Source organism: Pseudomonas neustonica (assembly GCF_003797945.1).
GTDB lineage: Bacteria > Pseudomonadota > Gammaproteobacteria > Pseudomonadales > Pseudomonadaceae > Halopseudomonas > Halopseudomonas neustonica.
In genome coordinates this window covers 226,636-250,717 of record NZ_RKKU01000003.1, presented here as the reverse complement: position 1 = coordinate 250,717, position 24,082 = coordinate 226,636, and the positions used below count along the sequence as shown (strand labels likewise).

Here is a 24,082-nt window from a genome sequence, read left to right as displayed (position 1 = left end):
CTACCTCTCCATTTTCAATACCGGTCGCTACGCTTGTCATCATCGCGCGCAGACACAAAAAAGCCCTGCACAAACAGGGCTTTCCTAACCACTCAGGTCACTATCTGCGCCTTACAGTTCGTCCAGAAAACGCTCGGCATCCAGTGCTGACATACACCCGGCACCAGCAGAGGTAATCGCCTGGCGGTAGACGTGGTCAGCGACGTCACCCGCAGCAAAAACGCCGGCGATATTGGTTTGCGTCGCATTGCCTTCGGTGCCGCTCTTGATCTTTAGATAGCCGTCGTGCATATCCAGCTGGCCTTCGAACAAGCTGGTATTCGGTGTATGACCAATGGCGATAAAGACCCCGGCCAACGCAATATCCTCAGTACCGCCACTGTTCAGCGCGATACGCATGCCGGTCACGCCGGTTTCATCGCCCAGCACTTCATCCAGCGTCGCGTTCAGCTTCAGTTCGATTTTGCCTTCGGCAACACGAGCCAGCAGCTTGTCGACCAGTATCTTCTCAGCGCGGAAAACTTCGCGGCGATGCACCACAGTTACTTTTTTGGCGATATTAGCCAGGTAGAGTGCTTCTTCGACCGCTGTGTTACCGCCACCCACGACCGCAACTTCCTGATTGCGGTAAAAGAAACCGTCACAGGTGGCGCAGGCAGAAACCCCCTTACCCATAAAGGCTTCTTCAGAAGGCAAGCCCAGGTAACGAGCAGACGCGCCAGTGGCAATGATCAGCGCATCGCATTGGTACTCACCGCTGTCGCCCCACAAAGTGAAGGGACGCTTGCTGAGGTCAACCTTGTTGATGTGATCAAACTGAATCTCGGTCTCGAAGCGCTCGGCGTGCTTGCGCATGCGCTCCATCAAGTCAGGACCCTGCAGACCTTCAACATCACCCGGCCAGTTATCCACTTCGGTCGTGGTGGTCAACTGACCGCCCATCTGCATACCGGTGATCAATAACGGCTTGAGATTGGCTCGAGCGGCGTAAACCGCTGCACTGTAGCCGGCCGGGCCCGAGCCCAGAATGATCAGACGAGAGTGACGCACTTCAGACATAAAATCCTCCGATTCACCACCACAGTGGCGAGCTAAAAAAGCAGAGCAATCCTGGGGTAAGGGGACCCCGCCAAGCGGCTGATCACTCTGGAAAATCGATTCGAACTTAGAACCTAGAGCTTGGCGGCGTGCTCAGCGAGGTAGCTGGCGACCCCTTCCGGGCTCTCCTGCATACCTTTCTGCCCCTTGCGCCATCCGGCGGGACACACCTCACCATGCTCTTCGGTAAATTGCAGCGCTTCAATCAAACGAATCATCTCGTCGACCTCACGCCCCAGTGACAAATTATTCACTACCTGGTGCTGCACTACGCCAGCGCGATCAATCAGGAAGGAGGCACGCAGCGCTACACCGTCTTCATGCTCTACCCCATAAGCCTGCGTGATCTCGTGTTTGACATCAGCCACCATGGTAAAGCCGACCGGACCAATACCGCCCTTCTCTACTGGCGTATTGCGCCACGCGTAATGGGTGTACTGCGAATCAACCGAAATGCCCACTACTTCAACACCCAGCGCACGAAACTTCTCCATGCGATTATTGTGGGCAATAATTTCCGAGGGGCAGACAAAGGTAAAATCCAGCGGCCAGAAAAATACCACAACATATTTGCCGCGCAGCGAAGAGAACGCGAAATCCTCTACAATACTGCCGTCAGCCAATACCGCTGGTGCGGTAAAATCTGGTGCCACCCGGTTAACCAGTACACTCATAGCGACCCTCCCGAGCCATCTACAGGGACGCAGCTTAAAGCGTCCAAAGACATGTGGAAATTGCAAAGACTGTATCAGCCAAATAGTTTACCCCTATAGCCTTTGCCTAGCCCGTTTTTCATTGAGGAACCCAACACCATGAAGGATACATTCGACGTACTGCGCGGACCCGATTACCTCAAAGAGGGCTGGCGTACTATCAGGCAGCCAGGTCTGCGCCGCTTCGTGTTGATTCCGCTGATACTTAACCTGATCGTATTTGCCGCGCTCATCAGCTGGGGCGCCAAGCAGTTCGATCTGCTGATGCTGCGCTTGATGCCGCAACTGCCTGAATGGGCGAGCTTCATTGAATGGCTGCTCTGGCCGCTGTTTGCGTTGGTGGTACTACTGGTGCTGTTCTTCGGTTTCAGCGTCGTTGCGAATATCATCGCGTCACCATTCTATGGCTTTCTCGCCGAGAAGATCGCCGAGCGCGAGCGCAATGAAGTCAGCCCGCCTACCAGCTACCGCGATATCTTGCTGGTAGTCCCCCAAAGTATCGGGCGCGAACTGCGCAAGCTGCTCTACTACCTGCCACGCTTGGTGATATTGCTGTTGCTGACGCTGATTCCAGTGGTCAACCTAGTTGCCTCACCGCTGCTGCTGGTGTTTGGCGTTTGGATGATGGCGGTGCAGTACATCGATTATCAGGCAGACAACGAGAAAGTCAGCTTTATCGATACGCTGCGCTGGATGCGCGGCCGCCGTGGGCTTTCGCTGGGATTTGGATTTCTCGTTTATATAGGCATGCTCATCCCGCTGGTCAATCTACTGGTCATGCCATCCGCAGTAGCGGGTTCCACCCTGCTGTGGATACGCGAGCGGCGCGTTCAGCCATCATAAAACCGTAATAAATATGTCACGCCGGCATCATGCCCCGACTCCATACTCGGGGCATGAACATAGCCCAGCCTCCCGGCCAGTGCTTCGCACTGGTTACCGAAACCTATCCTCCGCAGATTAACGGGGTCAGCAATACGCTGGGCAAACTCTGTCAGGGGCTACTTGGCCGCAACCATCGAATCCAGCTGATCAGACCCGCCCTGCCGGGCGAAAAGCCCGGCTCACGCCAAGCCGGAAACTTGCTGGAACGTTGCGTGCGCGGCCTGCCGATACCTGGCTACCCCGGCCTCCAGTGGGGCCTACCGGCACAGCGCAAGCTTAAGCAACTGTGGAGCAGAGAACGTCCGGACGCGATCTACCTGGCAACTGAAGGCCCACTCGGCTGGTCTGCACTGCGCTTGGCACGGCGGATGAAAATCCCGGTCATTAGCGGCTTTCACACCAACTTCCAGCAGTACAGTAACTACTTTCATCTGGGCTTGTTTCACGAGCCCGCCATGCGCTACCTACGCTGGTTTCACAACCAGACGCAACTAACCCTGGTGGCCAGCACAACACAGCAGCGGGAACTCACTCGCCTGGGTGTACAGCACCTCTCGATGCTCGGACGCGGCGTGGATTGCGAACAGTTTCACCCTGCCCATCGTTGTGAAATGCTGCGCAGCCAATGGGGTGCAGGTACAAAAGATACCGTGCTGCTGCACGTAGGCCGGTTGTCACCGGAGAAGAACCCAGGGTTACTGGTAGAGAGCTGGAGCAAGCTGAAAACGGCTTACCATGATGCCGAGCGAAAGTTACATATGGTTATCGTGGGTGACGGGCCCTCGGCAGACGAGCTACGCAAACGCATGCCAGACGCTATATTCACCGGCGCTCTGACCGGCTCCGCCCTCGCAGGCGCCTATGCCAGCGCGGATATTTTTGTCTTCCCGAGCTTGACCGAAACCTTCGGCAATGTGGTTACCGAAGCCATGGCATCCGGCTTGGCAGTGTGCGCTTTTGATACCGCTGCCGCGCACCAGCATATCCAGGATCGTTACAGTGGCAGCCTTGCACCAGCCGGTCACGATCAGTTGTTCAACGACAATTTACAGTGGTTGGCGCAGGACGTAGAAGGCCGTCGCAGTATTCGACTGCACGCCCGGCACCGGGCTTGCCAGCTGGACTGGCAAGCCATAGTGCAACGCTTTGAGCGCTACCTGCAACATGCAGCGCTCAGTCATACCATCCCGGCGCAAGCAGTTCCAAGCAAATAGAACCGCTTGCGCGCGCAAGGCTCAGACCAGCGTTTTCAGCGCTTCGCGGCTGAAGGGTTGAATGTCGCCAAAGCGGCCTTCGCGCACTTTGTCAGCCCACTGAGGATCAACCAGCAACGCACGCCCCACGGCAACCAGGTCAAACTCGTTGGCCGCCAGGCGAGTCAGCAGGTCATCAATATTGGCCGTCTGCGCTACCTTGTCGGTATTGACCATGAACTCCAGAAACTCACCATCCAGACCAACACTACCGACGGTAATCGCGGGTTTGCCGGTGATGTTACGCGTCCAACCCGCCAGGTTGAGATCGGAACTTTCAAACTCCGGCTCCCAGAAACGACGCTGTGAACAATGGAAAATATCCACACCAGCGTCAGACAGCGGTGCCAGGAACTGCTCCAGCAGCTCAGGCGTTGGCGCCAATCGTGCGGTGTAATCCTGCTGTTTCCACTGCGAGAAGCGGAAAATTACTGGATAATCAGGCCCGACAGCAGCGCGTACCGCACGCACGATTTCAACCGCGAAACGACCACGATTCTCCATGCTACCGCCATAATTGTCGGTACGCTGGTTAGTGCCTTCCCAGAAGAACTGATCGATCAGATAACCGTGGGCGCCGTGCAGCTCGATGGCATCAAAACCAATCTCTTTAGCGTCTTTGGCCGCCTGTGCGAAGCCGGCAACCACGTCATCGATATCAGCCTGCGTCATACCCTTGACCAGGACTTTGCCTTCCTTCTGCTTTTCCATCGGGCCAAAACCCGGTACGTCCGGATAAGGTTCGGTACCTAAACGGCGCACGTTACCTACGTGCCAAAGCTGCGGAGCGATCTTGCCACCGGCGGCGTGCACAGCATCGACAACCTGTTTCCAGCCAGCCAGCGCGTCTTCACCATAAAAGTGCGGCACACTTGGGTAGCCACTGGCACCCGGATGGTTGATCACGGTGCCTTCCGTCACGATCAGGCCTACACCTGATTCAGCGCGGCGACGGTAATAATCAACCACCGCCTGACCCGGCACACCCTTGGGTGAAAAATTACGCGTCATGGGCGCCATAACGATGCGGTTACTCAGGGTCAGCGGACCCAGTTTAAAGGGGGTAAACAGTGGAGTTACATCTGCAGACATGCATTAATCCTCATAGATCGTGAACAATAGGTTGGTCTAAAGCAGAGCTGACCGGTCGTCTTGGTTTTTTTTTGCAGGGAGCGCGGATCAAACTTGCAGCATGCGCTCAAGCTGATCGATAAATACCCTTAGCGGGGCGATCTGCCGATCCGTTTTCATTCGCAGCAGAGCCCCCTCCCAGGCAGCGCCGATAAAGCTGGCAAGCGCAGCCGGGTCCTGATCCTGTGGAATCTCACCAGCATCGCGCGCCTGCTGCAGACACTCAGCCAGCACCCGGCTGGAGCTGTGCAATATGGCCGCCGCAGCAAAGCCTATTGGCTGACTTTCATCAGCCTTTTCATGGCAGAGACTACCAATAAAGCACTGATGCAGCGGCTGTTCCTGATTGGCAAAGTAGCCAATCAGGTCACGATAACAACGCAGGATGCGCTCGCGTGGTGATAGCTCTGGTGTACTCAGAGCGGCAGCAAATCGTTCAATTCGAGGCGTGTAATAGTAGTGCAGCGCCTGAATAGCGAAGTCTTCCTTACTCTCGAAATAGTGATAGAAAGAGCCCTTGGGAACACCGGCACCCTGAGTAATTTCCTGCACCCCGGTGCCGTTGTAGCCCTTGCGCAACATCACGCTGGTGCCGGCCGCCAAAATGCGCGCACGTTTATCCTGGATCGTATTCATGTGAGTACTATACGACTGGTCAACTTGCTTGAATACAAAAGCCGCCCATCATTGATTCTATTGATGACGAGGAATCCATTTTGCCCAGCGCCAAACGGCAGGCGAAAAAAAACCAGCCATCGCTGGCTGGTTTTTACTGCGCAAGCTTGGGGGAGCTTAGTGCTCCACGCCACCCTCACCATGAATATGACCGTGGGCCATTTCATCTTCAGTTGCGTCACGCACTTCAACTACCTTCACATCAAAGGTCAGCTGCTCGCCGGCCAGCGGGTGGTTGCCATCTACAGTAACCTCATCGCCTTCGAGCGCCTTGATAGTAACAATCTGCATGCTACCGTCAGGACCGGACGCATGAAACTGCATGCCCACTTCCAGCTCGTCAACGCCTTCAAACATGTTGCGGCCCAGCACAGCAATCAGCTCGGCATTAAACTCGCCATAGGCTTCGGCAGGCTCAACAGTCACATTGACCGCATCACCAGCCTGCTTACCTTCCAATGCCTTTTCCAGACCTGGAATAATGTTGCCAGCGCCCTGAAGGTAGACGAGCGGAGCGCCACCATCGGAGGAATCCAGCACCTCGCCATCTGCATTGGTCAGGGTGTAGTCGATGGAAACAGCCTTGTTGGCAGCAATCTGCATAATATCGTTCCTATCTTTTGCTTAAAAATCGTGAGTGTACGCGGATTAGGTCGCAAACGCACGGCTTGACCCGACTAGCGGAGCGACTGAAGATGTCAGATATACGACGTTACGCCAGCTGAACCTTGCGTACCGATAAGCATCCAAGCGAGCACACGCTACGCTGAATGCGGTTTATTACCGGCAGCAAAAACTGCCCATAGACACAGGAACATTGACGTTACCATGACACACCGCCTGGTATTGGTCATCAACGGTGGCAGCTCCTCGATTAAGCTGGCACTGCGTAAACAGGGAAGTTCAAAACCCGTATTTGAAGCTCAGGCCGAACGCCTGAATACCCCGCAAGCCAGTTACAGCTTTCCGGGTGGCAGCGAATGCAGCCTACCCGATGCCAACCATCAAGATGCATTGAATGCGCTACTGCCACTACTCGACGCGCACCTCGATCAACCGATCAGCGCGGTGGGCCATCGCGTCGTTCACGGCGGCGAGCAGTTTACCGGGCCACGCCTGATCAACGATGAAGTGCTTGCAGGTATCGAGGCCAATGCACCACTGGCGCCCCTGCATAACCCAGCTAACCTCAGCGGGATTCGTGCCGCCATGAAACTGTTGCCAGATATTCCGCAAGTCGCGGTATTCGACACTGCCTTTCATCAAAGCATGCCACCGCACGCCTTCCGCTATGCGCTACCCGACGAGCTGTACGCCGTACACGGCGTGCGCCGCTATGGTTTTCATGGCACCAGCCATCAATATGTAGCGCATCAGGCCAGCCTGCTGACCGGCCGCGCCGAAACGGCTGGCGCCTGGCTTAGCGCACACCTGGGCAATGGCTGTTCCAGCTGCGCCATCCTCGATGGCAAAAGCATGGACACCAGTATGGGACTGACACCGCTGGAGGGCCTGGTCATGGGCACGCGTAGCGGCGATGTAGACCCTAACCTGCACGCGCATCTGGCGCGCACCCTGGGCTGGGATCTACCCCGCATTGAACGCCTACTCAATCGCGAGAGCGGCCTGCTTGGTCTTTCCGGGTTGTCGAACGACATGCGCGAGCTGGAGCAGGCTCGCGCTCAAGGCCACGGCGGCGCCCAGTTGGCCATTGAGGTGTTCTGCTACCGCCTTGCGCGCTCACTGGCAGGCCTTGCCGTCGCATTGCCGCGCGTCGATGGCTTGATCTTCACCGGCGGCATCGGCGAAAACTCGGCACTCACGCGAGCACTCACGCTGAGCCATCTGGCGGTCATGGGCCTGCACGTCGATCCGGACCGCAATAGCGCGCTGAAACGCGGCGAAGCGGGCCGCATTGAAGCAACAGGTTCGCCCGCCATTTTGGTCATACCCACGGATGAGGAGCGGCAGATTGCCGAAGAAAGCCTCACCCTTCTAGATCGTCAGCACCTGGAGATGGAAACCCCGGCATGAGCCAGCATACTTTCTTTATCGCCCCTACCGGCTTTGGCGTCGGTCTCACCTCTACCAGCCTTGGGCTGATACGTGCACTCGAACGCACCGGCTTGCGCGTGCACTTTCTCAAGCCCATTGCCCAGCCACACCCTGGCGATGAAGGCCCCGAGCGCTCCACCGAACTGATCAGCCGCACCCTGGGACTAACGCCGCCCCCTGCTATGCCGCTGGCACAAGTAGAACATCTGCTGGCGATCGGCGAACTGGACGACCTGATGGAAGAAATGGTCGGGCGTTATCAGCAGGCCGCACAGGATGCGGATGTAGTGGTGGTCGAAGGCATGGTACCCACGCGCCAAAGCAGCTATACCGCGCAGATCAATCAGGCTCTGGCCAAAAGTCTGGATGCCGATGTCATCCTGGTCACCACACCGGATGGCGACGACATGGCCACCCTGGCTGATCGCATAGAGATTCACGCCCAGGCATTCGGTGGACCAACGCATCCCAAGGTGCTTGGGGTCATCGTCAACAAGGTACACGGACTGGAAGACGAAGCACTGGCCGATGTGCCAGACGGACGTGCACTAAAAAGCACGCTGAAAACGTTCGCACAGGAACTGAAAACAGCATCCGCCCGACTGGACACTGAAGACTTTCGTCTGATTGGCTGCGTACCCTGGCAGGACGAACTCAACGCGCCACGCACTTCCGACATTGCCAACTTACTGAAAACCACCATCTATCATCCCGGCGAGATGCACCAGCGCCGTGTAATGGAGATAGCGCTCTGCGCACGCACGGTACCCAATATTATCGACCGGCTTAAACCGGGCACATTGATAGTTACCCCAGGCGACCGCGACGATATCATCATCGCCAGCAGCCTGGCGTCACTGGCTGGCACGCCGTTGGCCGGCCTGTTGCTGACCGGCGACATGCCGCCTGATCCGCGAGTGGTGCAGTTATGCCAGCCCGCACTGGATCAGGGGCTGACCATCCTCGGCGTTGCCACCAACAGCTTTGACACCGCCACTCAGCTCGACCGCATGAACCGCGAGATTCCCATTGATGACCGTGACCGCGCCGAACGCGTCACCAACTTTGTCGCCTCGCACATTGATCAAACCTGGCTCGCCAAGCGCTGCGATACGCCCCGCGAAAAACGCATGTCACCACCCGCGTTTCGCTATGAGCTGGTACGTCAGGCCCAGCGTGCAGCCAAATGCATTGTGTTGCCCGAAGGCGATGAGCCGCGCACCGTGCAAGCCGCTGCCATCTGCCAGCGTCGCGGCATTGCCAACTGCATACTGCTGGCCAAGCGCGACGCTGTAGAAGCCGTTGCCCGCGCGCAGCACATCACCTTACCTGAGGGGCTACAGATAGTAGACCCGGACGAGGTACGCGAGCGTTACGTCGACCCCATGGTTAAGCTGCGCGAAGGCAAGGGCCTTAATGGACCCATGGCGCTGCAACAGCTGGAAGACAATGTGGTGCTGGGAACCATGATGCTGGCACTGGATGAAGTCGACGGCCTGGTCTCCGGTGCCATTCACACCACAGCCAATACGATCCGCCCGGCTTTTCAGCTGATCAAGACGGCACCTGGCTATAACCTGGTGTCCTCCATCTTCTTTATGCTGCTACCCGAGCAAGTTCTGGTTTACGGTGACTGCGCGGTAAACCCAGACCCCAGCGCTGAAGACCTGGCAGAAATTGCCATCCAGAGCGCGCGTTCGGCAGAAGCATTCGGCATCCCAGCCAAGGTCGCGATGATCAGTTATTCAACCGGCAGCTCAGGCAGTGGCAGTGAGGTCGAGAAAGTACGTGAAGCCACCCGCCTGGCCAAGGAGCGCGAGCCAGGGTTGTTGCTCGACGGCCCGCTCCAGTATGATGCCGCCGCCATTGCCAGCGTTGGTCGGCAGAAAGCGCCAGATAGTCCGGTAGCCGGTCAAGCCACCGTGTTCGTGTTTCCAGACTTGAACACCGGCAACACCACCTACAAGGCAGTCCAGCGTAGCGCCAACGTCGTCAGTGTCGGCCCGATGTTGCAGGGGCTGCGCAAACCGGTTAACGATCTGTCACGAGGGGCACTGGTAGACGATATCGTTTACACCATAGCCTTGACGGCTATACAGGCCTATAAAAACCAATAACATAACGAGAATGACCGCCTTAAGGCGGTCCTGCCGAAGAGCCCAACATCATGCTTTCATTCCTGCCAGCGTTTTTGCGCGGCACCCTGGCTATCCTATTACTGGCCTTGAATACCATCTGCTGCGCTTCAGTTCTATTTCTGTTGGCGCTGGTCAAGCTTCTGCCTATTCCCACGCTGCAGAAACGCTGCACGATAATCATGATCCGCGTTGCGGAATTCTGGATACTCTGCAACAGCGGGTGGATGGCCTTGACCGGCAATACCCGCTGGGAAATAGAAGGCCTGGAGCAACTGGACTACCGCGGGTGGTATCTGGTCACCAGCAACCACCAGAGCTGGGTAGACATCATTGCCCTGCAGCACGTACTGAATCGTCGCATGCCCATGCTCAAGTTCTTCCTCAAGCAGGAGCTGATCTGGGTACCCATCATCGGTCTATGCTGGTGGGCGCTCGATTTTCCGTTTATGAAACGCTACAGCAAGGCGTATCTGGCCAAGCACCCCGAGAAGGCTGGTCAGGATCTGGCAACCACGCGTAAAGCCTGCGAAAAGTTTAAGACCACGCCGGTCGCAGTATTCAACTTCCTCGAAGGCACGCGCCTGACACCGGCCAAGCATGCTGAACAGCAATCACCTTTCAACTACCTGCTCAAGCCAAAGTCTGGCGGTATTGCCTTTGTGCTGGACGCGATGGGCAATCAGTTACGCTCACTGCTGGACATCACCATTCACTACCCAGGCGGTAATCCCAGTTTCTGGGACCTGCTCAGCGGCAAGGTGCCAGAGGTAGTCATACATTGTGAGCTAAAGCCGATTCCGCCCGAGTTTCTTGGCAAGGATTACCAGAATGATGAAGCGTTCAGGGCCGAATTTCAGGCTTGGGTAAACCAACTTTGGGTCGATAAGGACGCGCACCTGGCTCGACTGCACGCCCAGTACCCTACCCCGGCTGACCGCGCCAAAAAGTAACACCCGTAGTACGTTTTTAAAGACAGCATACGCGCACAAAAAAGCCGCGCCGGAATGATCCGGCGCGGCTTTTTTACTGCGTATTACAACTGACGCAGGTTAATTTCTACCCGGCGATTTTGCGCACGACCCGACTCGGTATCGTTGCTGGCAATTGGCTGGCTAGGACCTACACCCGCGCTGCTGATACGACCGCCAGGCACGCCCTGACCAGACAGGTAAGCCGCTACCGCGCTGGCACGCTCACGGGACAAACGCATGTTCAGTTCGTTGGAGCCAGTGCTGTCGGTATGGCCGACGATATTGATGCCGTTCTGATCAAATTCCTTGAACACCTTCACTAGCGAGTTCAAGGTGGGATAGAAGCTGCTCGAAATATCAGCAGAGCCGGACGCGAAAGTAATATTACCCGGCATCACCAGCTGAATGCTGTCGCCATTGCGGACAACTTGCACACCGGTCCCGGTAAGCTCCTGACGCAGACGCTGTTCTTGCTTGTCTACGTAAAAGCCATAACCACCACCCGCAGCGCCGCCGACAGCAGCACCGATCAAAGCGCCCTTGCCGCGGTCGTCACTGCTAGAGGTAGCCGCACCAATGGCTGCCCCGGTTACCGCGCCAATACCGCCGTAAATGGCAGACTTACCTGCTTGTTGTTCGCCAGTGTAAGGATTATTAGTACAACCAGTCAGAACCAACGCGCACACGCCGGCAGCAATCAAAGCTTGGCTTTTCATAATTTTTTCCCTTTCATCTATTATCTTTAACATCTAACACCATAACAGGAAATGAGGCCGGACAAGCGTCAACGGCTTACTCCCCTAAAGCTGTATCAGACAGGCTGGTCGCTCACACTAACCACGAATAAAGGGGTTAGTGCGAATCTCATCACCGATACGTGTATCTGGACCATGGCCAGTTACCACTACAGCCTCTTCATCCAGAATATAGAGCCGATCACGAATAGATCGTTCAATTTTCTGATAGTCACCACCCCACAGATCCGTGCGGCCAATGCCACCACGAAAGAGCGTATCGCCCGCAATCAGCAACTTGTCCCGCTCAAACCAGAAACTCATTGAGCCCGGCGTGTGCCCGGGTGTATGCAAAGCGACACCACAACCGCACGCCAACTCCTCATCATCGTGCAGCCACTGATCAGGGGCCGGTACCGGCTTATAGGGCACGCCAAACATCTTGCACTGCATTTCCAGGTTATCCCAAAGAAATTGATCTTCTTTATGCAGATGTAAACTAGCGCCAGTCACTTTCTTTATTTCACCCGAAGCAAGAAAGTGGTCCAAGTGCGCGTGGGTGTGAATGATACTCACCACCTTCAGACCGAGCGCCTCCAGGCGATCCAGAATCAACTGATGATCACCACCGGGGTCAATTACCAGTGCCTTTTTTGTCACCGGGTCGCCAACGATAGTGCAATTGCACTGCAGCGGACCTACCGGGAAAGTCTCGCGGATCAGCGCGGGTTGCGGGGCTGTCATGCAAACTCCTGTAGGGGCCAGGGCGAAAAGGCCAAAGCCTTATATCGAATAGCAATCAGTATACCCAGCAGCGCCTGTTTTTTCTTTCGCAGGATGCAAAAGCCGCGGCTACCATCAGCGCGCTAAAACAGCAACAGTCAGAGCCTGCTCGGATCGTAGAGACACCCTGCAGGAATAAAAAAAGGCGCGCGGAATCGCTTCCACACACCTTTTTTTACGGGCGAAGCCAGCGAGCGTGCCGCAAGCTGGCTCGATAGCACCCTAGTTAGCGAACACCTGCCTGACGCAGCGCGGTTGGCGTGAAGTCATTGCTTGACGCCTTGTAGCTGTAGTCATAATTGCTGCGCTCTTCGTTGTTCATGCCCATTGCCAGATAACGCCCGGCCATGAGGTCATACAGGGTCTCCATAGCATAGCTAGGCACCTTGTCCGGGAAGCGCTGCAGGGTCTCAGCCTCGGCCACACGCCACAGCTCACCGCGCGCGTCGTAATGATCGATGTGAGCCGCCTGCCAGGAATCCTCGTCGAGGAAGACATGACGCTTGGCATAAATATGCCGCTCGCCCGGCTTGACGGTTGCTTCAACATCCCAGACACGGTGCAGCTCATAGCGCACCAGATCCTGATTGATGTGACCTGCTTTAAAGATCTGATCGTACTTGACGTCGGGCGAGGCCAGCTCGAAGTTATTATAAGAAACAAACATCTCGCGCTTGCCGTTAAGTTTCCAGTCATAACGATCGGGCGCACCGTTGTACATATCCAGATTGTCAGAGGTACGCATACCATCAGCTGCGGTACCTGGACCATCATAGGAAACCTGAGGTGCGCGGCGCACGCGGCGCTGGCCGGCGTTGTAGATCCACGCCATGCGAGGGTTGGCGACCTGGTTGATGGTTTCGTGTACCAACAGCACATTACCGGCCAGACGGCTCGGATCCGTCACCTGCTGCTTGAAGTAATACAGCATTTCAGTGCTGTCGCCAGCGCTATAATCGCTCAGCGCACTAGGCAACACGTACTCTTCTACAAAGCGCACAATGTTGTAATTACCATTTACCTGAGGCGTGGCCTGCGTAACGGTGCGCTGGAGTGAAGCACCACGGTAGCGCGTAATCTGGTTCCAGATAACTTCAAGGCCGTCATTGGGGATTGGGAAAGCATAAGCCATCTGATAGTTGGTCAAGCCATTGCCGCCGGCAACCAGCTCGGTATTGGCTGCGTTGTGCTTGGCCGCATCATTCACTGCTTGCGGCAGGGCGGCGCTGCGGCGACTTTCAAACACGCGCATCTTGAAGGTTTCAGGATAACGCTTGAACATGGCGATCTGACCGGGAGCCAGGTTATCGGCATACTCTTCGTAGTTGGCCGCAGTGATAACGAACAACGGCTGATCGTCAGCATAAGGGTTGGCAAAAAAGCCGTTTGCATCAACCGCAGCAGCATCAGTTGCCAAACCACCGGTCCAGGCGGGGATGGTGCCCGCCGCGTTGCCGGCCGCTTCAGCGCCGACAGGAGTGAGAGAATTGCCCAGTTCGGCAACTTGCTGGGCATCGGCAGCAGCAAAGCTAATTTGAGCAGCCAGCGCAGAGGCCAGGAAAGTAGAAGCAAGGATAATGGGTTTCATCGATTCGCCCTGTTTTGCTTGTTTATTTACGGCTCAGCGCTGCTGACACAGTGCACAGCAGAAGGCCGGACGGGTGACGACAAGGAAGCACTGCCATTACGCCCGCCACTGAAGCGGACGCACGAAAACGCCCGTGTTGTACCGACATAGTAGACGGTGACATCACAGCGTTCAGGATTATTAGGCTTTTTATATTCCTTGAGGAGATGGGCACTTTATAGGCTGGCGTGCAGGCAATCAAGCCCAAGTGTCCCACACCAGAGCAGTTGGCACTTCACCATACAGCGCTGAAGCGCTTTATTTACGCGATCTGCAAGACAACTTGATACCGTATTACATCCACAAAAATGAGACAGTAAGCAACTATTGATCAGCGTCTTGCTACGCACAAAAAAACCGCCAATCGATTGCTCGGCTGGCGGCTTGCGGTCACGCAGGGCGCGATTTACAAGGATGAAATACAGTCGTCGCCCGACTCAATCCATTGTGCAATTTCGGTACGAATCCGCTTTTTATCAAGCTTGCCGACACTGGTCTTGGGAATGTCACTGACAACCGCAATCTGTGTGGGGATCGCCCACTTATTAATGCGACCGTCGTCGACAAATGGCTGTAAGTGCTCACACAACGAGGCCGCCGTCACTTGCTGCCCTGGCGCAGCAACCACCAGTGCGAAGGGTCGCTCGTCCCAGCGCGGATCAGGAATACCGACCACAGCTACGTCACTGACTGACGCGCTGCGACTGATCAGATCTTCCAGCTCCAGCGAAGACAACCATTCGCCACCAGTCTTGATAACATCCTTGATGCGGTCGCGAATGTCGATAAAGCCCATCGGGTCGATGGTGGCCACATCACCGGTATGCATCCAGCCGCCAGCCCAGAGCTCCTTGCTTTTCTCAGGCTCACGGAAATAGGCTTGGGTCAGCCAAGGCGCGCGCAAAACCAATTCGCCCTGCGTCTTACCATCATTGGGTAAAAAGGAGCCATCTGGCGCCATGATTTTCGCTTCCACCAAAGGCCCAGGGACCCCGGCCTTGATCAAGTGCGAAATGCGATCATCTTCGCTACCGGCTTCCAGCTCAAGGTTGACGTAACCCGCCGAGATCAAAGGACAGGTTTCCGACATACCGTAGGCTGCGCCCAGATGCATACCCTTGGATTTGGCTAAATCAAACAGCGAACGATTCAGGGCGCTGCCACCGATAATCACACGCATACCACCAAAGTCATGGTCCTTGGCTCCCTCGGCCTTGAGCACCATCTGCAGAATGGTCGGTACGCAATGCGAGAAGGTCACGCCGTGATCCTTGATCAACTTGACCAACATCTCAGGCTCATAGCGGCCTGGATAGACCTGCTTAACCCCCATCAAGGTGGCGGTGTAGGGAATACCCCACGCGTGGACGTGGAACATCGGCGTGATTGGCATATAGACATCACGGTTACCCAGCTGACGCACGCTATCCAACCCGGACAGTGACGCTACCTGAGACAGCGTGTGCAACACCAACTGACGATGAGTGAAGTAGACGCCCTTCGGGTTACCCGTAGTCCCCGTGGTGTAGAAGGTAGTAGCAACCGAGTTCTCATCGAAATCGGCAAATTCGTAGGTAGGCTCGGCGGCGGCCAACAATTGTTCATACTCACCCGCCAGACCGGGTAGATCAGCTACTTTGCTTTCTTCGTCAGTCAGCAAAATGGTGGTGGTAACCGTCGTCAGGTCATTCTCGATGGCCTTGTATATGGGTACAAATTCACTGTTAACCAGTACCACAACGTCTTCAGCGTGGTTCATGGTGTAGAGAATCTGATCCGGCGACAGGCGTACGTTAATGGTATGCATAACCGCGCCAAGCATGGGCACAGCAAACATGCACTCCAGATAGCGATGGCTATCCCAGTCCATCATGGCGACCGTATCGCCAGCCTTGACGCCAGCCTTGGTCAACGCATTGGCCAGGCGGCAGACGCGCTCATTAAAGGTAACGTAATCGTACCGGCTGATATCGCGGTAGATAATTTCCTGGGTACGCTCGTAACGCTGACCGGAAAGTAGCAAATTCTTGATCAGCAGGGGCGTGGAGCGTGCCTCGTCTGTGGGCTTGAGGATACGAGTATTGAGCATGAAATGACCTAGTGTTGTTGGGATTGTCAGGGCATGGGAGCTTTGCTAGAGCTCACGCGACCACTCGAAAGCAGTCTAGAGAATAGCGCAGGTAGCTTAAACGCTAAATATGATACGGATTTTATCTGAGCTCATTAAGGGTATTATTGTAAGTAAAAGTCGCCTTGTGACTAATATTCAAACCGTAGTCAGAAAATATAATACCGGAGCAATAAACATGTCCGACAACAGCATTGTCATCGTCAGCGGAGCACGCACGCCCATGGGCGGCTTTCAGGGCAGTCTTTCCAGCATCAGCGCAGTCGAGCTTGGCGCACTGAGCATTCGTGAAGCCGTTAGCCGTGCAGGCATTGAAGCCGACGCCATAGAAGAAGTCATCATGGGCTGTGTCTTGCCTGCTGGCTTGAAACAGGGCCCTGCCCGCCAGGCCAGCCTCAACGCCGGGCTCCCCGCCGCAACTGGCTGCACCACCATCAACAAACTCTGTGGTTCTGGTATGAAAGCCGTGATGCTCGCGCATGATTTGATCAAGGCGGGCAGCAACAGCATCATGGTCGCTGGCGGCATGGAAAGCATGTCCAATGCACCTTATTTGCTGGAGAAGGCCCGAACTGGTCTGCGCATGGGCCATGGCGAGATCAAGGACCACATGTTTCTCGATGGCCTGGAAGATGCGCGCAGCGGCCGCTTGATGGGCTCCTTTGCACAGGGTACCGCCGACCAGAACGACATCACCCGTGCCGACATGGACGCCTACGCCATTGAGTCGTTAAAGCGCGCCCAGGCAGCAATCGAGAGCGGCGCGCTGGACAAGGAAATCGTCCCGGTCACGGTAAAAACCCGCAAGGGTGAAGTAGTGGTCAAACACGATGAGCAGCCACACAACGCCAACCTGGACAAAATCCCCAGCTTGAAGCCAGCGTTCAAGTCAGACGGCTCCATTACCGCCGCCAACGCCAGCTCAATCTCCGACGGTGCCAGTGCACTGGTGCTGATGAGTGCAGCCGAAGCTGAACGCAGAAGCCTGAAGCCACTCGCCCGTATCGTCGGCCATGCGACCCAGAGTCAGGACCCTAGCGAATTCACCCTTGCGCCCGTTGGCGCCATGAGCAATCTGTTTGCCAAGACGGGCTGGAGCGTTGCAGACGTCGATCTGTTTGAAATCAACGAAGCCTTTGCCATGGTGACCATGCTGGCCATGCGTGAGCACAATCTGGATCACGCCAAGGTCAACATCTACGGCGGCGCCTGCGCGCAGGGGCACCCGGTTGGCTCTACCGGCTCACGCATCATCATCACGCTGATCAACGCACTACAGAACACTGGCGGTAAACGCGGTGTGGCCTCGCTGTGCATTGGTGGTGGTGAAGCAACGGCTATCGCTATCGAACTGATCTAAGCCTTCCAGAGGTGGCGCTGTCTTGGCGCCACCTCTTCTTTACGCGCTCGCATTTACGCCCTCTCCTATCCGGCCCATCCCTGCATCAATCAGCAACGCACCAAGCTGGAGCGACGCACCAAATAGGCGCATGCATCTGCCCGGGTGATGCGCTGCGATTCGCGCCAACCTACTGTCAGCCCTGCCAGAAAAGCCTACAAACCGTTGTTTTAACGTCACTTTTTTTGACAATGTCACACATTGTCAAGTTTTGGCACGGTCCCTGCTCTGCTCTTGAAGCCTACAAGGCAATCAACCGCGACGGACAGGACACCGATGACTCGCTTAATACAGGGGCACCACCAGAGCACCAAGAGCCACTACCGCTTCGCGGTCATGGCAGCCCGCCGTACCCGTCTTCCAATTACTCCGCGACGCCCATCCGGCAACGGCCAGCGCCTCGCGCCAAACCTGCCTGCGGACGCCTTGTTTACTCCTTGCAGCGGCAAAGGCCCTGGTGGCCTCGGCGCAATGCTGTCTTTACCCCAACTGGACACAATCACAACAATGGAGATATACCCATGAAACTGAAGAATCTGGTCAAAAAGGCTGGCGCACTTGGCGTCGCTTGCAGTATGGCGCTCGGCGCGCTGAGCGTGCAGGCAGAAGAAACTATCAAGGTCGGCGTACTGCATTCGCTGTCCGGCACCATGGCGATTTCAGAAACCACACTGAAAGACACCATGTTGATGCTGATTGAAGAGCAGAACAAAAAGGGCGGCCTGCTCGGCAAGAAGCTGGAACCGGTAGTCGTTGACCCGGCGTCCAACTGGCCGCTGTTTGCCGAGCGCACCCGCGAATTGCTGGAACAGCATCATGTGGATGCCATCTTTGGCTGCTGGACCTCGGTTTCACGCAAGTCAGTGTTGCCGGTCATCGAAGAGCTGAACGGCATGCTGTTTTATCCCGTGCAGTACGAGGGTGAAGAATCATCACGTAACGTGTTTTACACCGGCGCCGCGCCAAACCAGCAAGCGATTCCGGCGGTTGATTACCTGAAAGACGAACTGGGTGTAGAGCGTTGGGTACTGGCCGGTACCGACTACGTTTACCCGCGCACCACCAACCGCATTCTGGAGGCCTACCTGAAGTCAGCCGGCGTGGCGGAAGATGACATCATGATCAACTACACGCCCTTCGGTCACTCCGACTGGCAGAACATTGTGGCCGAGATCAAACGCTTCGGCAGCACCGGTAAAAAGACCGCAGTGGTTTCAACCATCAACGGTGATGCCAACGTGCCGTTCTATCGCGAGCTGGGTAACCAGGGCGTATCCGCTGAAGATATTCCGGTGGTTGCCTTCTCTGTAGGTGAAGAAGAGTTGTCCGGTATCGATACCACTCCGCTGGTTGGCCATATGGCTGCCTGGAACTACTTCATGAGTGAAGACACGCCAGAAAACGAAGCCTTCATCAACACCTGGCACGAGTTCACCGGCGACGAGAAGCGCGTCACCAATGACCCGATGGAAGCGCACTACATTGGCTTCAACATGTGGGTAAAAGCAGTTGAGAAAGCCGGCACCACCGATACCGACAAGGTAATCGATGCCATGGTTGGCGTAGAAGTGCCCAACCTGACCGGCGGCACCAGCACCATGCTGCCTAACCATCACATCACCAAGCCGGTCCTGATTGGTGAAATCCAGGATGATGGCCAGTTTCTGACAGTTTCCAGCACCGATGAGCTGGTTCCCGGCGATGCCTGGTCCGACTATCTGGAAGGCAGCAAGGATCTGATCTCCGACTGGACAGCTCCGATCAGCTGCGGCAACTACAACACTAAAACCAAAACCTGCGTCGGCGCCCAAGCTGAAGAATAAGCAGGATCGAACCCGCTGGCGGCAATAGGCGCCAGCGGAGCGGGAGGTGTGTACAACCACACCTCCTTTGCTTGCCCCGGAATAACACCTTCAGGACCGCAGTTATGAACCCACTTTGCCGCATTACACCCCGGCATACCCTGCCCGCTGTGCTGCTCTGGCTGACCTGCCTGCTGCCTTTGCACGCCAACGCGCAAACAACCGATTCCGCGCCCGAAGAGACGCCGTCCACCGCAGCTGCGGAGGCGCAACAGCCCACCTTCGAGCAACTGGTACAACAACTGGCCGGCGGCAGCCTGCGTGACCGTGCTGCCACCGTTAACCAGCTTTCCAGCCAGAGCGATGAACGCCTGGCCGATGTTTTCAACGCTCTAGTGGCCGGTGACTTGCTGGCCAACAAGGACAAACCGCCGGTGATCGCGATCCGCGACGGTGAGCGTCTGACTGACGCCCTCAGCGGCGCCGACCTGACCGGCACGCAGCGGCTGCGCCGTATTCCGGTCAACAACAGCCTGCGCACCCAACTGCGCGGCCAGGTGGCGCAACTCAACCTCAACCACCCCAATACCGACAAGCGCTATGCTGCAGTAGAGCGCTTTATTCGCGATGGCGTAGACGACGAAACCGCCGCGTTACTGCGCGCCCATCAGCAAGTCGAAGATTCCGGCCGGGTGCAGGACGCGATCACTACCGCACTTGCGGTCTACCAGCTGCAATCGGATGACCGCGCCATCCGCCTCGCCGCCATCGATGAACTCAGCGGCTCGCTGGAGCAGGAAGCGCGTAACGCATTGCGCGGCATTGCCGAGAACGATGCCGACGCTGAGCTACGCAGTGCCGCTGCCGAGGCCATCGAGTCGATTCAGAGTCGCATCAGCTTCTACCGCTTTGTCGAGAACCTGTTCTTCGGCCTGAGCCTGGGCTCCGTTCTATTACTCGCCGCTATCGGCCTGGCCATCACCTTCGGCGTGATGGGCGTGATCAACATGGCGCACGGCGAACTCATCATGATTGGCGCCTACACCACCTGGGGCGTGCAGGTGCTCTTCCCGGATCTGATCGAGTGGAGCCTGCTGATTGCCGTACCCGCCGCCTTTCTGATTACCGCGCTGGTGGGCATCGCCATCGAACGCGGGGTGATTCGCTTCCTTTATGGTCGCCCGCTGGAAACCCTGCTCGCTACCTTTGGTTTGAGCCTGGTGTTGCAACAAGCCGTGCGGACCCTGTTCAGCCCACTCAACCGTTCGGTCAGTTCGCCGGAATGGATCAGCGGCACGCTGAGCATCAACCCGGTGCTGTCGATCACCTATACCCGTCTTTACATCCTGATCTTCGGGCTGATGGTGTTCTTTGCGCTGATGCTGGTCATGAAGCGCACAACGCTCGGCCTGAAGGTACGCGCCGTCTCACAGAACCGCGCCATGGCTCGTGCCGTCGGTGTGCGCTCCAGCTGGGTCGACGCCCTCACCTTTGGCCTTGGCTCGGGCGTGGCTGGCGTCGCCGGTGTCGCGCTCTCACAGCTGACCAACGTGGGACCCAATCTCGGCCAGGCCTACATCATCGATTCCTTCATGGTGGTGGTGTTTGGCGGCGTAGGTAACCTCTGGGGCACGCTGGTCAGCGCCATGAGCCTGGGACTGATCAACAACTTTCTTGAGCCCTATGCCGGCGCCATGTTGGCCAAGGTACTGGTGCTGATCATGTTGATCCTGTTCATCCAGAAAAAGCCCAAGGGACTCTTCCCGCAAAAAGGACGGGCGGCGGCTGACTGATCGCCCCGCCTTCCATAAGCAAATAAATTTAACGAGGGAAGTATGCTAACCCAACGACTGTTACTCAGTGATCGGGGCGGAATGCTGGTGCTGGGCCTGGTGGTCCTCATGGCGATTATCGTACCCATATGTAATCTGGCGGTGCCCGGTGATTCACCGCTCCATGTCTCCAACTTTACTGTCGGGCTGCTCGGCAAGTTTCTCTGCTTTGCCCTGCTCGCACTCTCGGTGGACCTGATCTGGGGCTATGCCGGCATCCTGTCGCTCGGCCATGGCGCCTTCTTCACCCTCGGCGGCTACGGCATGGGCATGTACCTGATGCGCCAGATCGGCGACCGTGGTGTCTATGGCCACCCCGAGCTGATGGACTTCATGGTGGTACTCAACTGGCAGGAACTACCCTGGTACTGGCAGGGCTTTGATATGTTCTGGTTTGCCATGCTGATGGTGCTGCTGGTGCCCGGCCTGCTGGCCCTCGCCTTCGGCTGGCTGGCGTTTCGCTCGCGGGTAACCGGGGTGTACTTTGCCATCATCACCCAGGCCCTGACCTATGCGCTGATGCTGGCCTTTTTCCGCAATGAGATGGGCTTTGGCGGCAACAATGGCCTGAACGACTTCAAGGAAATACTGGGCTTTGATCTCGCCGCGCAAGCTACCCGCGTGGGTCTCTTTATCGCCTCAGCCATTGCCTTGGTGCTCGGTTATCTGGCCTGCCGCTATATCGTCACCTCCCGTGCCGGGCGCGTCATCGTCTCGATCCGCGACGCCGAGAGCCGCACACGTTTTTGCGGTTATCAGGTAGAAAGCTACAAGCTCTGGCTGTTCGTTTTCTCCGCCATGCTGGCTGCCGTGGCCGGTGCGCTTTATGTGCCGCAGGTCGGCATCATCAACCCTGGCGAATTTGCGCCACTCAACTCGATCGAAATGGTGGTCTGGGTCGCAACCGGTGGGCGCGGCACCCTGTTTGGCGCCATTGTCGGGGCGTTCAGCGTGAACTACGCCAAGACCTTCTTTACTACCTACTCGCCGGAAACCTGGCTGTTCATCCTCGGCGGCCTGTTCGTACTGGTTACTCTGCTGCTGCCCAAAGGCATTGTCGGCCTGTTTGATCGCTTCCGCCGCAAGGGAGAAAAATAATGAATCCACTAAACCGCCTGCGCGAAACCTGGCGCCCGGACCAGGTATTCGACCTGGTCCAGCCAACGCCGACGTTCGACAAGTCACTGGATACCAAACACGGCCCGATCCTCTACGTTGAGGATGTGAGTGTCAGCTTTGATGGGTTCAAGGCGCTGAACAACCTCAACCTGTACATCGACGATGGTGAGCTGCGCTGCATTATCGGCCCCAATGGCGCCGGTAAAACCACCATGATGGATGTGATTACTGGCAAGACCAAACCCGATAGCGGCAGTGTCTACTTTGGTCAGCGCATCAACCTGCTCAAGCTGTCGGAGCATGCGATAGCGCGCGGTGGTATCGGCCGCAAGTTTCAGAAACCGACCATCTTCGAGGCGCTCTCGGTGTTCGAGAATCTGGAGCTGGCCACTGCCTCCAACAAACACGTCTGGTACACCCTGAATCATCATCTCAGTGGCGAGCAGCGTGACCGCATCGATGAAGTGCTTACCCAGATCGGCCTTACCAACCACTACCAACAGGAAGCCGGCGCACTCTCCCACGGCCAGAAGCAGTGGCTGGAGATCGGCATGCTGCTGGTGCAGAACCCACGCGTGCTGTTGGTGGATGAACCGGTGGCAGGCATGACCGGTGAAGAGGTCGAGCACACGGCGCAGCTGCTTACCTCGCTAAAAGGCCGTCACTCGGTGATCGTGGTGGAACACGACATGGCGTTCGTACGCTCCATCGCCAACAAGGTCACGGTGCTGCACCAGGGCTCTGTGCTAGCCGAGGGCAGCATGGATCAAGTACAGAGCGATCCGCGTGTGGTCGAAGTTTATCTGGGGGAATAAGGCGTGCTGAATATTCAAGGCATCAACCAGTTTTACAACCAGAGCCACATTCTCTGGGATCTTGATCTGGAACTGAAAGAAGGTAGCTGCAGCTGTCTGCTGGGGCGCAACGGCGTGGGCAAAACGACGCTGCTCAAATGCATTACCGGCCTACTACCGGTGCGCGACGGACAGCTTAGCCTCAAGGGGCAGGACATCACCCGCATGAGCACCGAAAACCGCGCCCGCTCGGGCATCGGTTACGTGCCACAGGGGCGTGAGATTTTTCCGCTGCTGACCGTCGAGGAGAACCTGAAAATCTCGCTCGGCGCGCGCCCCGACAAGGCGCGACAGATACCACCGCACATCTACGAACTGTTCCCGGTACTCAAAGAAATGAAGCACCGCCGTGGCGGTGACCTGTCCGGTGGGCAACAGCAGCAGCTGGCGATTGGCCGCGCACTGGTGCTCGATCCCAAGCTGCTGATTCTGGATGAGCCGACTGAAGGCATTCAGCCGAATATCGTGCGCGACATTGGCGAGGTGATCCGCAAGCTCAACAGCGAGCTGGGACTGACCGTCCTGTTGGTCGAGCAAAAGCTGCCCTTCGCCCGTCGCGTAGCCGAGCACTTCTTTATCATGGAGCGTGGCCGGGTGGTCGCTAACGGCGAGATGGAGACGCTGGATGATGAGCTGATTCAGCGTTATCTCACCGTTTAACAGGCTGACGGCTCGGGCGCCTGAATCACGCCTGATCCGTCATTGTTACCGACAATCGATATCTGCATGATAAAGCCCTGCCGCTAATCAACTCACGTAAAACCCGATCAAAGACTCACTTGGTAGACTGAATACGGTTTATATCAAGCTATTCACCCGTCAGGCTGCCCTTGCCTTAATCAAACGACTGTTCGACACTGAGCTCCGATTTTTCATCCGCACACT

20 protein-coding genes are annotated in these 24,082 nt (G+C 56.6%); 11 read left to right on the top strand and 9 right to left on the bottom strand.

Annotated elements, in window-relative coordinates:
* Positions 1-111: 111 nt before the first annotated feature.
* Positions 112-1,059: a thioredoxin-disulfide reductase gene (gene trxB / locus EF096_RS04820; RefSeq protein ID WP_123888476.1), complete on the bottom strand. Its 948-nt coding sequence runs from the start codon at positions 1,057-1,059 to the stop codon at positions 112-114.
* A 113-nt stretch (positions 1,060-1,172) separates the two neighbouring features.
* Entirely contained in the window at positions 1,173-1,772 is a 600-nt protein-coding gene (locus tag EF096_RS04815) for a peroxiredoxin (RefSeq protein WP_123888475.1), read from the bottom strand.
* Positions 1,773-1,910: 138 nt separating this feature from the next.
* Here EF096_RS04815 and cysZ point away from each other — a divergent pair, with 138 nt between their 5' ends.
* Positions 1,911-2,654: a sulfate transporter CysZ gene (gene cysZ, locus EF096_RS04810; protein WP_123888474.1), complete on the top strand. Its 744-nt coding sequence runs from the start codon at positions 1,911-1,913 to the stop codon at positions 2,652-2,654.
* Positions 2,655-2,683: 29 nt separating this feature from the next.
* Entirely contained in the window at positions 2,684-3,910 is a 1,227-nt protein-coding gene (locus tag EF096_RS04805; RefSeq protein WP_235869630.1) for a glycosyltransferase family 4 protein, read from the top strand.
* Positions 3,911-3,931: 21 nt separating this feature from the next.
* Here EF096_RS04805 and EF096_RS04800 read toward each other — a convergent pair whose 3' ends face one another.
* From EF096_RS04800 to EF096_RS04790, 3 genes are all read right to left on the bottom strand, one after another.
* Positions 3,932-5,041, bottom strand: a complete 1,110-nt coding sequence (locus EF096_RS04800; RefSeq protein WP_123888473.1) for an NADH:flavin oxidoreductase — start codon at positions 5,039-5,041, stop codon at positions 3,932-3,934.
* An 87-nt stretch (positions 5,042-5,128) separates the two neighbouring features.
* Positions 5,129-5,716, bottom strand: a complete 588-nt coding sequence (locus EF096_RS04795) for a TetR/AcrR family transcriptional regulator (RefSeq protein ID WP_123888472.1) — start codon at positions 5,714-5,716, stop codon at positions 5,129-5,131.
* A 156-nt stretch (positions 5,717-5,872) separates the two neighbouring features.
* Positions 5,873-6,358: an FKBP-type peptidyl-prolyl cis-trans isomerase gene (locus EF096_RS04790; protein ID WP_123888471.1), complete on the bottom strand. Its 486-nt coding sequence runs from the start codon at positions 6,356-6,358 to the stop codon at positions 5,873-5,875.
* Positions 6,359-6,583: 225 nt separating this feature from the next.
* Here EF096_RS04790 and EF096_RS04785 point away from each other — a divergent pair, with 225 nt between their 5' ends.
* The 3 genes from EF096_RS04785 to EF096_RS04775 are packed head-to-tail and all read left to right on the top strand — an operon-like array spanning position 6,584 to position 10,898.
* Positions 6,584-7,789, top strand: a complete 1,206-nt coding sequence (locus tag EF096_RS04785) for an acetate kinase (RefSeq protein ID WP_123888470.1) — start codon at positions 6,584-6,586, stop codon at positions 7,787-7,789.
* Positions 7,786-9,927, top strand: coding sequence for a phosphate acetyltransferase (gene pta, locus EF096_RS04780; protein WP_123888469.1), 2,142 nt, complete (start codon positions 7,786-7,788; stop codon positions 9,925-9,927). The genes EF096_RS04785 and pta overlap by 4 nt, the downstream gene beginning before the upstream one ends.
* 50 nt (positions 9,928-9,977) lie before the next feature.
* The gene (locus EF096_RS04775; protein ID WP_123888468.1) at positions 9,978-10,898 is read left to right on the top strand and encodes an acyltransferase; all 921 of its coding nucleotides are present in this window, start codon (positions 9,978-9,980) and stop codon (positions 10,896-10,898) included.
* 83 nt (positions 10,899-10,981) lie between these two features.
* Here the strand turns inward: EF096_RS04775 and EF096_RS04770 are convergent, their stop codons facing one another.
* The 4 genes from EF096_RS04770 to EF096_RS04755 all read right to left on the bottom strand — a co-directional run bounded on the left by EF096_RS04770 (position 10,982) and on the right by EF096_RS04755 (position 16,152).
* Positions 10,982-11,635 (bottom strand): OmpA family protein, encoded by a 654-nt coding sequence (locus tag EF096_RS04770; RefSeq protein ID WP_123888467.1) that lies wholly within the window; start codon positions 11,633-11,635, stop codon positions 10,982-10,984.
* Positions 11,636-11,752: 117 nt separating this feature from the next.
* On the bottom strand, positions 11,753-12,397 hold the full coding sequence (locus EF096_RS04765) for an MBL fold metallo-hydrolase (RefSeq protein ID WP_123888466.1): 645 nt from the start codon (positions 12,395-12,397) through the stop codon (positions 11,753-11,755).
* 265 nt (positions 12,398-12,662) lie between these two features.
* Positions 12,663-14,024, bottom strand: coding sequence for a DUF1329 domain-containing protein (locus EF096_RS04760; RefSeq protein ID WP_123888465.1), 1,362 nt, complete (start codon positions 14,022-14,024; stop codon positions 12,663-12,665).
* Positions 14,025-14,469: 445 nt separating this feature from the next.
* Positions 14,470-16,152, bottom strand: a complete 1,683-nt coding sequence (locus EF096_RS04755) for a fatty acid--CoA ligase (protein ID WP_123888464.1) — start codon at positions 16,150-16,152, stop codon at positions 14,470-14,472.
* Between the two features lie 217 nt (positions 16,153-16,369).
* Here EF096_RS04755 and EF096_RS04750 point away from each other — a divergent pair, with 217 nt between their 5' ends.
* The 6 genes from EF096_RS04750 (at position 16,370) to urtE (ending at position 23,857) form a co-directional block, all read left to right on the top strand.
* Positions 16,370-17,551: an acetyl-CoA C-acyltransferase gene (locus tag EF096_RS04750; RefSeq protein ID WP_123888463.1), complete on the top strand. Its 1,182-nt coding sequence runs from the start codon at positions 16,370-16,372 to the stop codon at positions 17,549-17,551.
* A gap of 560 nt (positions 17,552-18,111) precedes the next feature.
* The gene (gene urtA / locus EF096_RS04745; RefSeq protein ID WP_123888462.1) at positions 18,112-19,413 is read left to right on the top strand and encodes an urea ABC transporter substrate-binding protein; all 1,302 of its coding nucleotides are present in this window, start codon (positions 18,112-18,114) and stop codon (positions 19,411-19,413) included.
* 104 nt (positions 19,414-19,517) lie between these two features.
* Positions 19,518-21,185, top strand: coding sequence for an urea ABC transporter permease subunit UrtB (gene urtB, locus EF096_RS04740; protein ID WP_123888461.1), 1,668 nt, complete (start codon positions 19,518-19,520; stop codon positions 21,183-21,185).
* An 81-nt stretch (positions 21,186-21,266) separates the two neighbouring features.
* Positions 21,267-22,322 carry an urea ABC transporter permease subunit UrtC gene (gene urtC, locus EF096_RS04735; protein WP_235869632.1) on the top strand — a complete coding sequence of 352 codons (1,056 nt, stop codon included), beginning with the start codon at positions 21,267-21,269 and terminating at the stop codon, positions 22,320-22,322.
* Complete coding sequence (gene urtD / locus EF096_RS04730; protein WP_123888459.1) at positions 22,322-23,158, top strand: urea ABC transporter ATP-binding protein UrtD; 837 nt, start codon at positions 22,322-22,324, stop codon at positions 23,156-23,158. Before urtC ends, urtD begins: the two co-directional genes overlap by 1 nt.
* A 3-nt stretch (positions 23,159-23,161) precedes the next feature.
* A complete protein-coding gene (gene urtE, locus EF096_RS04725; RefSeq protein WP_123888458.1) occupies positions 23,162-23,857 on the top strand; it encodes an urea ABC transporter ATP-binding subunit UrtE in 696 nt (231 codons plus the stop codon).
* Positions 23,858-24,082 lie beyond the last annotated feature (225 nt).